Consider the following 14,627-nt stretch of genomic DNA (forward strand, 5'->3'; position numbering starts at 1 on the left):
CACGAAGATGCCAGGACTTGGCGATTGGCGGTGCGTCAAGTCTAGGCAGTCTACGACCGATTGGGAAGGGGTCATCAATCAGAAGTGCTCCAACAACTCACTGAAGCACAGGAGTTTAAGAGTCGGTTCCTCTGAACGCTGCTCCTCGTACTCCAGCACCCAGGTGTGCTCGTGCGGGATGAAAACCGTCTTCAGTCCAGCTTCGCGCGCCGGATGCATGTCGGACTTGGGCGAGTTTCCGACCATCCATGTCCGATCCGCTTCCAGCCCCAGCTCCGCGCTGAGCTGCCGATAGGTGTCCACCGTCTTCTCGGCGACGATGTGGATACTGCGGAATCGGTGGGCAATTCCGGAGGCGTCCACCTTGCGTTGCTGCTCCACCAGGTTGCCCTTGGTGAGCAGCAGTAGTTCATGGCGCTCGGCGAGCACCGCGAGCGCATCGGCGACCCCGTCGATGAGCTCGATATGACGATCCGTCAGTGGGCGCAGCAGCTCCTCGATTCGAGCACTCTCCGCAGCCGCCGGGGCACGTCCGGTCAGGCTCTGCAGGCAGTCGCCGAGGCTCTGCCGGAACATCTCGGCGCCGTACCCCAGGGTCACCGCGTTCTCGGCCTCGATCGCATCCAGAGCGGCCCGGGTCGCGGCCCGCTCGGCGGGCGTGGAGACCCAGTCCAGAAAGCCGTCGATGACCCGCTCGAAGAGAACGTTGTTCTCCCAGAGCGTGTCATCAGCGTCGAAGATGAGTATCTGGTCCTTGTGCATCTGATCACCTCGGGTATGAGCCGATGACCCCGCCTCGCGGCTCTGGCGCTACCGGACTTGGAACGCGCTGGGGTGCAGTAGTGCAGAATGGTCATCATGCCAGAGCAGCACCGGATTCGCGGGCGCCGGGCCACCGAGATCGCCGCCGACATCGAGCAGGCCGTGGCGGCCGGCCACCTCGCTCCCGGCAGCAGACTGCCCCCGCTGCGGGCCCTGGCCACCGAGTTGGGCGTGAATCCCAACACGACTGCGGCCGCCTACCGGCTGCTGCGCGACCGGGGTGTGATCGAGACCGGCGGACGGCGCGGCACCCGGGTGCTGCCACGCCCGTCGCACACCCCGGACGACCACGGACGACTGGAAATCCCGGCCCATACACGGGATCTGACGGATGGTAATCCCTGCGCGGCGCTGCTGCCGCCGTTGGCCGACGCCCTGCGGTACGCGGCCGCCGAACAGCAGAGCGATCCGGTGCTCTACGGCCGCCCGACCGTGGACGCCCGACTGATGGCCATCGCCCAGCGCGGGTTCGCCGCCGACGGGGTGCCGGTCGGGCCGATCGCCGTCACCTCCGGATCACTGGACGCCATCGAGCGGGTGCTGCAGGCCTGGCTGCGTCCCGGCGACCTGGTCGCCGTGGAGGACCCGGGCTGGGCCGGCCTGTTCGACCTGCTCCCGGTGCTCGGTCTGCGCAAGACCGGCGTCGGCATCGACGACGAGGGGCCCCTCGCGAAGGACGTCGCGGCCGCGCTGGCCGCCGGCGCCACCGCCCTGGTCGTCACCTCGCGCGCGCAGAACCCCACCGGTGGGGCGGTCGGTCAGCGCCGCGCGGCCGAGTTACGGGCGGTGCTCGCCGGGCGCCCCGACGTGCTGCTGATCGAGGACGACTTCGGCCACGCCATCGGGGACGCGCCGTACCACCCGGTCTGCGCCGAGGACGGCAGGGCGGTCACCACGCGCTGGACGGTGATCCGGTCGGTCACCAAACTCCTGGGCCCCGACATGCGGTTGGCCGTGCTGACCGGCGACCCCGACACCATGGACCGGCTGCGCGGCCGCCAGCGGCTGGGCGCCGGCTGGGTCAGCCACCTCCTCCAGCGGGCGGTGGCCCGGCTCCTGGAGGACGAGTCGCTGGATCGCGCGGGGGTGGGCGCCCACTACACCGCACTGCGCACCGCGCTGATCCACGCGCTGCGGGCGGCCGGCATCCCCGCGCAGGGGCGCAGCGGCTTCAACGTGTGGATCCCGGTGCGGGACGAGACCGCCGCCGTGGTGGCGCTGCTGCAGCGCGGCTGGGCCGTCGCGCCCGGCGCGCGGTTCCGATTGCAGTCGGGGCCCGGGTTGCGATTGACCGTCTCCTCGCTGGACCCGGCGGAGATCCCCGCGCTGGCGGCCGACCTGGTCGCCGCGTTCCAGGTCGACCTGGAGCGCGGGCGCTTGACATGATCGCTTCATACGAACCATCCTGGAAAGCCGTCCATAGCGCAGCCGGCTCCCCGCCGCAGCGCCGCTCCGCAGACCGACCGGGATCCCGCCTGCCGGTGGCCCCCTGACGATGCCTCGACCAGCGGCCGGCCCGGCATGGCGCACCACCGGGTGGCCGCCACGGCGGACATCGAGGTCAGCACCCGCGCGGACAGACCCCTCGCCCTGAACCCGTACCTCCGGCCCCGTCACCGAAAATTGGCACGTACACGATCCTCGCAGCTCCTAAGGTGGTCCGCATGAGCTTTCTGACCTTACTCCGCTCCCCCTTCATCGCCCGGCTCCTGCTGGGCAGTTGGGTCGGTCGGCTACCGTCCGCGATGGCGGCGCTGACGATCCCGCTGGCGCTGCGGCACGCGGGCGCCGGATACGCCTTCGTCGGCGTCACGGCCGGCTGCTATGCGATCGCCGCAGCGGTCGGCTCCCCGCTGCTGGGCCGCCTGGTCGACCGCTGGGGACAGACCCGGATCCTGGTGCCGACCGCCCTGCTCGCCGCCGCCGGCTTCGTCATCATCGCGCTGGCTCCGCGGCACCACGCCCTGGTCGTCGTCGGCGCCGTTCTCGCCGGTTCGATGACACCGCCGCTGGAGCCCTGCCTACGGGTACTCTGGCCCGCCATCGCCCCCGAGGATCGGCTGGAGTCGGCCTACGCGCTGGACTCCAGTGCCCAGGAACTCGTCTTCGTGGCCGGGCCGTTGGTGGTGACCCTGAGCGTCGCCATCGGTTCCCCCACGCTCGCCCTGTACGTCCAGGCCCTGCTCGGCCTGTTCGGGGTCGCGGTCGTCGCCACCGCCGCGCCCTCGCGCAACTGGCGCGCCCAGGCCCGCTCGCGCGACTGGCTGGGCCCGCTGCGCAGCCGCAGCCTGGTCACCCTGCTCGGCTCGCTGGTCGGCGTGGGCTTCGCGATCGGCACGCTGAACGTCCTGGTGATCTCGTACGCCGAGCGGTGGCACGTGCCCGGCGGTGCGCCCACGCTGCTCGCCCTCAATGCCCTCGGCTCACTCTGCGGCGTACTGGTCTACGGCTCGCGCAGCTGGCCGGGCACCCTCGCCACCCGCGGATTGCTGTTCGCCTGCGGCCTGGTGGTCGGGTACGGGCTGCTGGTCCTGGTACCGTCGCCGGCGTTCATGGCCGTCATCATGCTGCTCACCGGCATGTTCCTGGCACCGCTGCTCACCGTCACCTTCGTGCTGGTGGGCGAGCTGGCGCCGCCGGGCACCACCGCCGAGGCGTTCGCCTGGCTGGTCACGCTGTTCGCCTGCGGCTCGTCGCTGGGCGCCGCGGCCGTCGGGAACGTGCTGGCGCACACCAACGAGCACTGGGCCGCCTCCTGCGGCACCGCGGGCGTCCTGGTCACGCTGGCGATCCTGGCCCTGGGCCACCGAGGGCTCACCGCCCGCACCCCGGTGGCCGCGGCGGCCCGCGACACGGCGGACTCGGGCACGCACTGATGCTCCGTCAGCCGGCTGTGCCGCGCGGCGGGACCGGCAGCCGCAGGTGCTCGCGGAGCGTCCGCCCCGCGTACTCCTTGCGGTACAGCCCGCGCCGCTGCAACACCGGCACGACCAGCTCCGTGAAGGCCGTGACGGCTCCCGGCACATAGGCCGGGTAGATGTTGAACCCGTCCGCCGCGCCCTCCTCGAACCACTCCTGGATCATGTCAGCGACCTCCTCCGGGTTGCCGACCACGGTGTGCGAGAGGGGGGCGGGCGTGATGTGCACCAGGTCCGCGTAGGTGATCCGGCACGGGCCGTCGACCGTGCGCCGGGTCAGCCGGGTGATTTCGGCGAGCCGGCGGGCACCCTCCTCGGAGGTTCCGGCCCGGGCCAGGGTCTCGGCCGGGACCTCGGCCGCCAGGTCGCAGCCCCGCAGGTCCACCCCGAACACCTTGGACGCGGAGCCGAGGTTGAGCCGGTGCCCCTCGCCGATGCCGCCGGCGCGCACCAGCTCCCCGACCTCCTGGTCGGGATCGAGCACCAGGAGCGCGTTGAGGCGGTCGTACAGCGCCACCGCCTCCTCGGTCGTGGCGGCGACGATCGGGGTGAGGCCCGGCATGACGGCGACCTGCTGCTCACGGCCGTACCGGGCCGCCCGGGCCTTGATGTCCGCGTAGTACTCCTTGCGCCGCAGCAGGGTCGGCTGCGGGCCGGCGAAGACGATGTCGGCGCCCCGGGCCCCGAGTTCGCGCGAGCGGTCCGAGGTGCCGGCGTTGAGCACCACGACGTGGCCCTGCGGCGGCCGGCCGACGTCCAGTGGTCCGTCCACCGAGAAGTACCGGCCGCGGTGAACGATCCGGCGGGCACCCGTCCCGTCCGGACCGGCGCCGCTGTCCCAGAGGTCGCGCACCACCTGGAGGGTCTCCTCCGCCCAGTCGTAGCGCTTGTCGGTGTCCCAGTGGGCGTCCCGGCCGAAGTTGAACGCGGCGGCCGCGTCGGCGCCGGTGACCAGGTTCCAGGCCGCGCGGCCCTCGCTCACCCGGTCCAGCGAGGCCAGCAACCGGGCGATGCTGTACGGGTCCGAGTAGGTGGGGTTGGCGGTGACCACCACCCCGATGTGCGAGGTGGCGGCGGCGATCGCCGCGGCGGTGCTGTAGGGCTCCAGCCGGGAGATCTGCGCGGGGTTGCTGTGCTGCAGGGCCGGGTCGGTGGCCAGCCGGTCGCCCAGGAAGACGAAGTCGAACTTGGCCCGCTCGGCGGTCCGGCTGACCTCCTGGATGAGGCCGATGTCGTAGGCGGCATCGGCCACCGCGTCGGGGTGGCGCCACCCCGCGGCGTGCGTCCCGGTCGCCCAGAACATCAACCCCAGGTGCAGCTCTCGCTCAGTGGACACGCCTGATCAACTCCTTCCCCGGTCTGCGGCGAGTGCCAGCCGCTCGACCAGCCGGTTCGCGGGCCTGGCCAGCCCTAGGTTTCCGCGCAGCGTCGCGGCCCGGTACGCGCCGCGGAACCGGCCGGCGCCGCGCAGGTGCGGCAGCACCAGGCCGGTGAAGGCCGCCATCGCGTCGGGTGACGGGAACCGCACGGTGAAGCCGTCGACCGCGCCGCGCTCGACCCAGTCGACGAGGCGCTGAGCGACGGCCCCGGGGTCCCCGACCAGGACCGCATGCTCCTGGTCGGAGGCCGGGGCGCCGGCGCGCGCGTGCAGGTCGCGGGCCGCCTCCTCGCTCGGCGCGACGAACGGCGTGACGGTACCCAGCAGCGGCCGGGAGCCGGCCGCCGCCCGCGCCGCCCGCGCGCCGTCCGGGCTCCCCACCGTCAGCACGTCCGCCTCGGCCGCGACCAGCGGTTCGGCGGCCGGGGCGAGGACCACCGGATGCCCCTGCGGCGGGCGGATCAGGTTGAGCGGACCGCGCACCTGGAGCGCGGGGCCCACATGGTCGAGCACATGGACCCGCGCGGGGTCGATGAACCGCCCGGTCTCCTTCTCGTGCACGAAGCCGCCGTCTTCCCAGGTGTCCCAGAGGTCGCGCAGCAGCGGGACGAACTCGGCGGCCCTGGCCTGTCGGCCGACCTCCGGATCGGCGCCCTCACGACGGTGGTTGGCGTCCGCCGCCGGGTCCGGGCCGGTCACCACCAGCCAGCCCGCCCGGCCGGCGCTGATGTGGTCGAGCGAGGCGACCATCCGGGCGAGGTTGTACGGCTCGTGGTAGGCCGGCGCGGCACCGACCACCAGGCCGATCCGCCGGGTCCGCACCGCGAGCACCGAGGCGGTGAGGATCGCAGCCGGCGGACCGGCCGCGTCCGGCGGGGCGGCCGGACGGTCGCCGAGGAGCAGCAGGTGCACCCCGGCTGCCTCGGCCCGCTCGGCCGCGGTGACGAGCTCGGCGGTCGGCCCGCCGAGCAGCGCCTCGGGCAGTTGGTAGCCCAGCAGGATGCCCGGCGCGGCGGTCCCGCCCGTCATGCCCGGGCCCCCTGCGCCCCGAAGAGCTCCGCCACGCGGGCGTCGTAGGCGCTGCTGATCCGGAACGCCTTCCCAGCCAGGGCCAGTCGGCGGTCCGTCGGCACCGAGGACGGCAGGCCGCCGCCCTGCTCCAGCAGCCCGACCACCTCGTCGTAGTCGTCAGGGTCGCTGAGCGGGATGACGTGCTCGAAGTTCTTCGCCGCGCCGCGCAGCATCGCGGGCCCGCCGACGTCCACCCGCTCACGGAACTGCGCCGGATCCGGGCCCGGCTCCGGCAGCAGGTAGTAGTTGCAGCAGACCAGGTCGATCCGCGGGATCCCGTACTCGGCCATCTCGCGCAGATCGGACTCGGTCTCGCGCGCCAGGATGCCGCCCATCACCGAGACGGTCAGCGTCTTGACCCGGCCGCCCAGCAGCGTCGGCACGCCGGCGAGGTCGGCGATCCGCTCCACCTGGTGGCCGGCGTCGCGCAGCAGCCGGTGCGTGCCCTCGGTGGCCGCGACCTGCCAGCCGAGGCGGAGCAGTCCTGCGGCCAACGGCTCGATGTTCCGCTTGTCACTCACCGCGAGTACGGCCAGCATGTCGGCGGTTCCCTTCCTCGTGTGTGTCACTCTGACCCGGCGTCACTTGGTCCCGGCGTCACTTGGTCTCGATCAGCGCGTCCCGGTGCGAGCCGACCGACACATAGCGCACCGGCACCCCGAGGAGTTCCTCGATGGCCGCGACGTACGCCCGTGCGGCGTCCGGGAGTTGTGCGTAATCGGTGATGCCCGAGATGTCGTCGTCCCAGCCGGCCAGGGTCTCCAGGACCGGCGAGGTGCGGGCCAGTTCGGCCGGGCTGCGGCTGAAGTCGCGCACGGTCCGGCCGTCCCGCTCATAGGCCGCGCACAGCTGGAGGTCGCCGATGCCGGTCAGCTGGTCCAGGTTGGTGATGGCGACCTCGTCGGCGCCCTGGATGCGCACGCCGTAGCGGGTCGCCACCGCGTCGAAGGCTCCGAGCCGGCGCGGCCGGTTGGTGGTCGAGCCGTACTCCCCCCACTGGCGCCGCAGCCGGTCGGCGCGCTCCTCGTCGAACTCCGTCACGAAGGGGCCGGCGCCGACGCAGGAGGAGAACGCCTTGGTGACGCCGACGGTCCGGTCCACCTTCGCCCACGGGACACCGATGCCGACCGGCGCGTGCCCGGCCAGGCAGGTGGACGAGGTGGTGAAGGGGTAGATGCCGTAGTACAGGTCGCGCAGGGCCCCCAGTTGGCCCTCGGCGATGACGGTGGCGCCGTCGTCCAGCGCCTTCGCCAGCAGGCCGGTCGCGTCGATCACGTGCGGCTCCAGCTGCTCGGCGACGTCCGCCGCCCAGCGCGTCACCTCGTCGAGCGAGAGCGCGGCTCCGCCGTAGATCCGCTCGATCCGCGCGTTCGCCCAGTCCAGGACGGAGGCGAGGCGGGCAGGCAGGTTCTCCCGGTCGAAGAGCTCCCGCACCAGCAAGGTCTTCTTCATCACCCGGTCGCCGTAAGCGGGCGAGATGCCCCGGCGGGTCGAGCCGTAGCGGCCGTCCGAGAGCCGCTCCTCCTCGGCGCTGTCCAAGTCCCGGTGGAAGGGGAAGCAGACCGACGCCCCGTCGGAGACCAGGAGCGTCTGCGCCGTCACCCCGTAGTCCCGCAGCGCCGCGAACTCCGCCAGGAAGCCGTCGAGGTCGACCGTCATGCCGACGCCCAGCACGCTGACCACCTCGGGGCGCAGCACGCTGCTGGGCAGGCTGTGCAGCTTGAACACGCCCTGGTCCGTGTGGATGGTGTGACCGGCGTTGCTCCCTCCGTGGTACCGGACTGTGAAGTCCGCGTCCGCGGAGAGATTGTCGACCATCCTTCCCTTGCCCTCGTCGCCCCAGTTGAGACCGACAATTGCCTTCAGCACGAGCTACCTCCTCCGCCTCGACGCCGATCAGGCCAGCTGCTCGCGGCGGCGCGCGGCGGCCCGGCCCCAGACGTCCGGATTGAGCACGGCCGGGGGCTGCCTGCCGTCCAGCGCACTGATCAGCTGGGTCGCCGCGGAGAGCGCCAGCGCGCGCTTGGTCTCAACGGTGAAGTCGGCGATGTGCGCGCTGAGCACCAGGTTCTCGATCTCCAGCAGCGGGCTGTCGGCCGCCAGTGGCTCGTCCTCGTAGACGTCGAGCGCCGCGCCGCCCAGGTGGCCGCTGCGCAGCGCCCGCACCAGCGACGCGGTGTCGACGACCCGGCCGCGCGAGGTGTTCATGAAGTACGCGCCCGGCTTCATCTGCGCGAAGGTCTTGTCGTTGAACATGCCCTCCGTCTCGTCGTTGAGCTCGGGGTGGCAGGTGACGAAGTCGGCCTGGGCCAGCAGGTCCTCCAGCGAGTCGACCTTGACGGCGCCCGCCTCGGCCATCTTCTCCGCCGAGACGTACGGGTCGTAGGCCAGCACGCGCATCAGGAAGCCGCCGTGGGCCCGACGGGCCATCCAGCCGCCGACGTTGCCCAGGCCGACGATCCCCAGCACCTTGCCGGTGAGCTCCACCCGGGTGGTGCTGAGCCGGTCGTCCCAGGCCTTCTCCAGGCCGTCGCGGGTGATGGCCTGCAGGCCGCGGGTCGCCATCAACAGCAGGCCCAGGGCGTGCTCGGAGACCGGCTTGCCGCCGAGCCCAGGGTTGTTGACCACCACCACCCCGGCCTCGCCGGCCGCGTCGATGTCGATGTTGTCCACGCCGCGGCCGCTGGAGAGCACGGCGACCAATCGGGGTGCGGCGGACAGGAGTTCGGCGTCGATCCGGGTGGGGTAGCGGGCGACGATGCCGTGCGCGTCGGCCACCGCCGCGAGGACGGCCGCCCGGTCCTGGTCGTCCACCCGGCGGACGTCGGCGTGCTGCTCCAGCAGTTCTTCGGCTTCGGACGCGTACATGGCGCCGATCAGGACCACGGTGGGTCGCATGGCAAGGCCTCCTACGGCAGGGGTGAGGTTGGCGGTAGTACGGGGGGACTGCTGATCGACTGTCAGGCGGCCATGGCCGCGGCGAGCAGGTGCTCCAGCGGCTTGAGCTCTCCACCCCGGCTGGCGGCCAGCAGCCGCCGGGTCAGCTCGATGCGTTCGGTGGGGACGGCGGTGAACCGGGAGCGGTCGGCGGCCAGGCGGTCGCAGGCCCGGCCGTACAGCTTGCGGCTGTAGGCCTCACTGATGCCGAGCACCTCGGCGATCTCCCGGTGGCTGTAGTCGAAGGCGCGGCGCAGCATCAGGACGGCCCGCTCCGCCGGGCCCAGGCGTTCCAGCATCCAGGTCACCGCGGAGCGCAACTCGTCCTCGTCACCGACCCGTTGGGACGGCTCGACGTAGCCGCCGGCCGGCAGCGCCTCCTCCGGGACCAAGGCGCCGACGTAGCAGACCCGCCGACTGTGCGCGGACTTCAGGTGGTCGACGCACAGCCGGGTCACCACCGTCGCCAGGAAGGCGCGGTGGTTCTCGACATTGCTGGTGGAGACCCAGCGCAGCCACGCCTCGGAGACGATGTCCTCGGCCTCCTCGGCGGATCCGACCCACCGGTAGGCGAGCGCCAGCAGGCGCGGCCGCTGGCTCTCGAACTGCTCTTCCTGCTCTTGCTGTTCTTGCTCGGCGACGAACAACGGTACTGCCTCCCAAGGCTGTTCCGGTGCGGGGTCGCGGACGTGTCCGCGACCCCGCACCGCAAGCAGACTCACTCGTATCCTCAGGCCTGGCCCTCGGCCAGCACCTGGTCCAGGCTCTTGGCGAAGGCCGCGGCGTACTCGGTGATCTCCGCCTCCCCCATGGGGGTGGAGACACAGCCCAGGCCGCTGTCCCCGAGGTGGATACCGTTGTCCAGCAGCGCCCAGTAGAAGCGCTTCATCGCGGCCGCGGCGCTGTCGTACCCCGCGGGGGTGCTGGTGGCGACCACCCGGAACAGTGAGCCGAGACCGTTGACCTGCCAGTCCAGCCCGGCGGACGCGACGGTGGCGCGCATCGCCTGACGGGCCTGCTCGCCGAGCACGCCGATCCGCTCGTGCGCCTCGGGCGTCAGCAGGCGCAGCGAGGCGATGCCGGAGCTCATGCTGACCGGGTTGGCGTTGTAGGAGCCCGAGTGCGGCAGGGCCGGCGCGCCCTTGCTGGGGTCGAACACGCTCATGAACCGGCCCCGCCCGGCGACAGCGCCGATCGGCATCCCCGCGGCGATGACCTTGCCCAGCACGGTGAGGTCCGCCTCGACGCCGAGCAGCGGCATGGCACCGTGGAACCCGACCCGGTAAGAACCCACCTCGTCGGAGATCAGCAGCGCCCCGCTCGTGTCGCAGAACTCCCGCAGCGCCTCCAGGTACTGCTTGTCGGCGGGAACCAGGCCGATCCGCCACGGGACCGGGTCGATCAGCACACAGGCCAGCTCGTCCGCGTGCCGGCGCAGGACGGCCAGCGCCCCCTCGGGGTCGTTGAACGGGATGATCACGGTGTTGTTGACCACGCCCTCCGGGTTCCCGGTGGTGGCGTGGCTGATGAGCGAGCCGGAGCCGTCGTTGTTGACCGCGACCGCGTCGTAGGCGCCGTGGTAGGCGCCGGCGATCTTGGCGATCTTCGGACGCCGGGTGTGGGCGCGGGCGGCCTGGACCGCCATCATCACGGCCTCGGTGCCGGAGCTGGTGAAGCGCACGTGCTCGAAGGTGTCGTTGCGCGCCGAGAGCGCCTCGGCGTACTCCACCTCCGCCGGCGTCGGCATGCCGAAGCTGGTCCCGCGCGACACCGCCTCGGTGATCGCCCGGACCATCTCGGGGTGCGCGTGGCCGTGGATCAGCGTGGTGCTGTTGTTGAGGAAATCGATGCGCTCGACGCCGTCGACGTCGGTGACCCGGGCACCGCTGCCCGACTTGACGTAGACGGGGTAGGGGGCACTGTAGACCGCGGTGCGGCTGTTGCCGCCCGGCATGACCTGGACTGCGCGGGCGTAGAGTTCGGCGGACTTCTCCGTGATCACCGGTGCTCCTTCGTGACAGGCCTCAACGGCCGGGGGAGGTGTATGGGGCGCGCGCGTTGTCAGCCGGCGCTCTTGATCGATACGTCGGACGGAAAGTACGGGCCGGCCAGAGCGACGGGAGTACCCGGCGCGACCCACTGGATCGGGCTCTCACCGGCCTCGGGGGCGGCCACCCCCAGCTGCCCGGCCAGGCGGGCGGCCAGCACCGGCAGCAGCGGCTCGGCCACCGTCGCCAGGGTGTGCACGGCCATCAGCTCCAGGGCCATGCAGGTTCGGGCCGTAGCGGTGGCGACTCCCGCTGCCAGCACGTCCTCACAGACCTCGGCGAACCGGCCGGCCTCGGCCACGAAGCCGCTCACCAGCTCGGCGGCGGTCCGGGCCGAGTACCGCTCCGGCTCCAGCGCGCCGCTCAGTCGGGAGGCGAAGGTGCGGATCCGGCCGTAGAACTGCTCGGCCTCGGCGTTCCAACTGCCCGCCTCCGGTGCCAGCCCGTCGAAGTACTTGCGCAACCGGTCGTCCACCGAGGCGAGCCAGTCCTGCCACTGCCCGACGAGCTCGGTGCGCACAAAGCGCTCGTAGTCGGCGACGACGAAGTCCCGGCGCCGGATGTCGGGGCTGGTGGCCGCCAGGTAGAGCCGCAGCTGGTCGCGGGTCTCCTCGCGGAAGGCGTCCCGGCCCCAGATGGCGTGCTTGCGGCCGGTTGAGAACTTCCTGCCGTCCAGCAGGTAGAACTCGTTGCACACCATGGTGTCGGCCGGCTCCAGCTTGTCGGTGAAGGAGCCGAGCACGGCGGGGAAGACGACGGCGCGCAGGAAGGCGTTGTCGAAGCCGAAGAACAGGACAGTGCGCGGCTGTTCGGCCTCCGCGTAGTCCTCCCAGCCGGCCAGGCCCTGTTCCTGCGCCAGCGCGTCCACCGCCGTGACGAAGCGGGCGGCCAGCTCGAAGGCCGAGTACATCCGCTGGCCCTCGGTCGCACCGGACGGGTCGACCGGCAGCAGCAGGCCGTCCGGCGCGACCGTGCTCACCGGGAGGTCGGGCAGCGGGGCAGCCAGCACCCGGTCCACGTAGGAGCGCAGCCGGGCGCTCATCGCGACCGTGCGCAGATAGCCCGTGAGCTTCTCCCGCATCGGCTCCAGCGGCAGGTAGTAGCGCGTCAGTTCGCGCCGCTCGGTGGGCGTGCCACAGACCCGGCAGCTCGGTTCGAGCAGCTCCTCGTCGGCGAACGGAAGCGCGCACGCCTCGCACTCGATGCCCGCGGTGTCGTGCGAGCCGCAGTGCGGGCAGGCCCCCGCCACGAAGGCCTCGAAGCGGAAACCACCGCACGGGACACAGTAGTTGGACTGGACAGTCTTGGTGATCACGGTGCCGTTCGAGCGCAGCCGGTCGAAGACCTCCAGCGCCACCTGCGGGTAGCGCGGCGAGGACGGCCGGACGAACACGTCCCACTGGATGTCCGCAGCCCGCAGCGCCTCCTGGATCGCGTCGGTGTTGCGCTCCGCGAGCTGGTAGAAGCTCAGCCCCTGCTCGATGGCTGCGGCCGCCACCTGGCTCTGGTGCCCGACCGTGCCCAGAAGCAGACGGGCCGGAGTGCCGCGCGCGAGCAGGCCGCGCCGGACCACGTCCGCGTTGAGGAACGGGCCGGCCAGGTGCCCCAGGTGCAACTCGCCGTTGGGCGTGGGGAAGGAGGGCAGCAGCAGGACCGGGCGCTCGGACCCGCGCGCCGCCCCGGCGCGCCGGTCGTGCTCCGCGTCCAGCGCCGCCAGGTCCTCCCACCAGAAGGTCAGGAAGGTCAGCGGCCGGTCCTCGGCGGGGTTGTGCAGAGTGTGCACGCCCAGCGGCGGGAGGCGGACCGTGTCGCCCGCCGCCACCCGCGCCCTCGCGCCGTCCGAGGTGACCTCGCCCTGACCGTCCAGGATCACCCAAGCCTCGACGTCGTGATGGTTGTGCGGGGCTGTCGTCTCGCCCGGCCGAAGGGTGACCCGTCGGACGTTGACGGGGAGTTCGGAGTCCTGTGCCCAGGCCGGCTGCGCGCTTCTCACGAAGTCCGGCCGGGCGAGTTCGTCGACAGTGCGTGAGATGGTCTCAATGTCCATCGTGGGTACGGGGGTTGTCCTGCCATCCGCCGAGCGCGGACCCCCTGCTCCTCTCGTGATGCCGATGGGACGATCAGTGGTGGGTATTGAGGATCAGTTCGTCGGATACCTCGTCCGCCGGCTGCGGATCGGCGGTGTCCCAGTCCAGCGCGGTGCTCACCGATCCGGTGTCGTAACGCTCCTGGCCGATCAGGCTGTTGGTGATCACGGCGCTGCGCCAGGCGAGCAGGCTGAGGTTGGGGTCGGCCACCCCGTACTCCCGCTGCGCAGCGTTCTGGACGAAGATCCGGTGGCCGGCCGGGCCGTCCCATTCGAGACTGAAGTCCGGTCGTACCACCGGCATTCCGTCGCTGATGGCGAGCTGGTCCTTCAGGCCCAGCAGCAGGTCGGGCATGCTGTGCTCGTAGCCGGTGGCGCAGATGACGATGTCCACGGTCTGCCGCACCGGCTCCGCGCCATACGCCGACTGCCAGGAGACGACCAGGCCGTCCGGCGTGCGGGTCAGGTCGCGCAGCGAGTGGTTGAGCAGGATGCGGCAGCTGCGCCCCCCGCCCTCCAGGAGCTCCAGGTCGTACAGCCGCTGGTAGAGCTCCTCCAGCAGCGGGATGGAGATGCCGTCGCTGCTGAGCCGCAGCCGCTGCACGATGTCCTCCCGTTCGCGCTCCGGGCGGCCGTAGAAGTGGTGGCTGTAGTCGGGCAGGTAGAGCTCGTCGATGAACGGACTGTCGTCCAACGGGAGCAGGTTGCTCCGCCGAGTGCCCCAGAAGATCTGCGCCGGGCGCTGCGTCCCGGAGTTCAGCAGATAGTGCACAACCTCGGCGCCGCTCTGCCCGCCGCCGACGACGGCCACCCGCTTTCCGGCAAAGTCACGTTTGTGGCGCAGGAGTTGGTCGGTGTGGAAGACCTGCTCGGGATCGTGGCCCCAGACGCTCTGCGGCAGCCGCGGCGCCAGACCGGTGCCGACCACGACGTTGCGGGCCCGCAGCATGCCCTGGTCGGTGTGCACCGCAAAGGCGCTGCCGTCCCACTCGACGTTCTCCACCCGGGTCCCGAAGCGGAGGTTGTCCATCCGGGCGACCGCCCACTGGCAGTACTGCTCGAACTCCCGGCGCGGCACCTTGGAGCGGCCGGTCACCAGCATGCGGTAGAGCCGCTTGGTGTCCACCAGGAAGGAGAGGAACGAGTACGGATTGGTCGGGTCGACCGGAGTGACCAGGTCCTTCAGGAAGTGGACCTGCATCTGCGCGTCCGGCAGCATCAGACCGGGATGCCACTCGAACGCGTCCTTGTGGTCGATGAACACGGCTGACAGGTTCGGTTCCCGTGACGTCAATGCCGCAAGACTCAGGTTCGACGGACCTATGCCAACACCCACGAGATCGAAAGTCTTCGGCATCTCACTCATG

The 14,627-nt window shown here is 71.6% G+C and carries 12 protein-coding genes; 2 read left to right on the forward strand and 10 right to left on the reverse strand.

Annotation, left to right across the window (positions count from 1 at the left end):
* Positions 1-78: 78 nt before the first annotated feature.
* On the reverse strand, positions 79-762 hold the full coding sequence (locus tag P3T34_RS19815; protein ID WP_280667364.1) for an HAD family hydrolase: 684 nt from the start codon (positions 760-762) through the stop codon (positions 79-81).
* A gap of 96 nt (positions 763-858) precedes the next feature.
* Here P3T34_RS19815 and P3T34_RS19820 point away from each other — a divergent pair, with 96 nt between their 5' ends.
* Both P3T34_RS19820 and P3T34_RS19825 read left to right on the forward strand, forming a co-directional pair.
* The gene (locus P3T34_RS19820) at positions 859-2,208 is read left to right on the forward strand and encodes a GntR family transcriptional regulator (protein ID WP_280667365.1); all 1,350 of its coding nucleotides are present in this window, start codon (positions 859-861) and stop codon (positions 2,206-2,208) included.
* A 278-nt stretch (positions 2,209-2,486) separates the two neighbouring features.
* Positions 2,487-3,698, forward strand: coding sequence for an MFS transporter (locus P3T34_RS19825; RefSeq protein WP_280667366.1), 1,212 nt, complete (start codon positions 2,487-2,489; stop codon positions 3,696-3,698).
* A gap of 7 nt (positions 3,699-3,705) precedes the next feature.
* On the opposite strand, the gene P3T34_RS19830 is transcribed toward P3T34_RS19825, so the two are convergent.
* The 9 genes from P3T34_RS19830 to P3T34_RS19870 all read right to left on the reverse strand — a co-directional run bounded on the left by P3T34_RS19830 (position 3,706) and on the right by P3T34_RS19870 (position 14,626).
* Positions 3,706-5,076: an NtaA/DmoA family FMN-dependent monooxygenase gene (locus tag P3T34_RS19830; protein ID WP_280667367.1), complete on the reverse strand. Its 1,371-nt coding sequence runs from the start codon at positions 5,074-5,076 to the stop codon at positions 3,706-3,708.
* Between the two features lie 6 nt (positions 5,077-5,082).
* Entirely contained in the window at positions 5,083-6,147 is a 1,065-nt protein-coding gene (locus tag P3T34_RS19835; RefSeq protein ID WP_280667368.1) for an LLM class flavin-dependent oxidoreductase, read from the reverse strand.
* A complete protein-coding gene (locus tag P3T34_RS19840) occupies positions 6,144-6,728 on the reverse strand; it encodes a hypothetical protein (RefSeq protein WP_280667369.1) in 585 nt (194 codons plus the stop codon). The genes P3T34_RS19835 and P3T34_RS19840 overlap by 4 nt, the downstream gene beginning before the upstream one ends.
* A 58-nt stretch (positions 6,729-6,786) precedes the next feature.
* Complete coding sequence (locus P3T34_RS19845; RefSeq protein WP_280667370.1) at positions 6,787-8,058, reverse strand: adenylosuccinate synthase; 1,272 nt, start codon at positions 8,056-8,058, stop codon at positions 6,787-6,789.
* Positions 8,059-8,085: 27 nt separating this feature from the next.
* A complete protein-coding gene (locus tag P3T34_RS19850) occupies positions 8,086-9,087 on the reverse strand; it encodes a hydroxyacid dehydrogenase (protein ID WP_280667371.1) in 1,002 nt (333 codons plus the stop codon).
* Between the two features lie 62 nt (positions 9,088-9,149).
* A complete protein-coding gene (locus P3T34_RS19855; RefSeq protein WP_280667372.1) occupies positions 9,150-9,773 on the reverse strand; it encodes a sigma-70 family RNA polymerase sigma factor in 624 nt (207 codons plus the stop codon).
* Positions 9,774-9,856: 83 nt separating this feature from the next.
* Positions 9,857-11,128 (reverse strand): aspartate aminotransferase family protein, encoded by a 1,272-nt coding sequence (locus tag P3T34_RS19860; RefSeq protein WP_280667373.1) that lies wholly within the window; start codon positions 11,126-11,128, stop codon positions 9,857-9,859.
* A 59-nt stretch (positions 11,129-11,187) separates the two neighbouring features.
* Complete coding sequence (locus tag P3T34_RS19865; protein WP_280667374.1) at positions 11,188-13,221, reverse strand: class I tRNA ligase family protein; 2,034 nt, start codon at positions 13,219-13,221, stop codon at positions 11,188-11,190.
* Positions 13,222-13,294: 73 nt separating this feature from the next.
* Positions 13,295-14,626 carry a SidA/IucD/PvdA family monooxygenase gene (locus tag P3T34_RS19870; protein WP_348534674.1) on the reverse strand — a complete coding sequence of 444 codons (1,332 nt, stop codon included), beginning with the start codon at positions 14,624-14,626 and terminating at the stop codon, positions 13,295-13,297.
* Position 14,627: the final 1 nt, after the last annotated feature.

The sequence above is a fragment of the Kitasatospora sp. MAP12-44 genome, from assembly GCF_029892095.1.
Taxonomy (GTDB): domain Bacteria; phylum Actinomycetota; class Actinomycetes; order Streptomycetales; family Streptomycetaceae; genus Kitasatospora.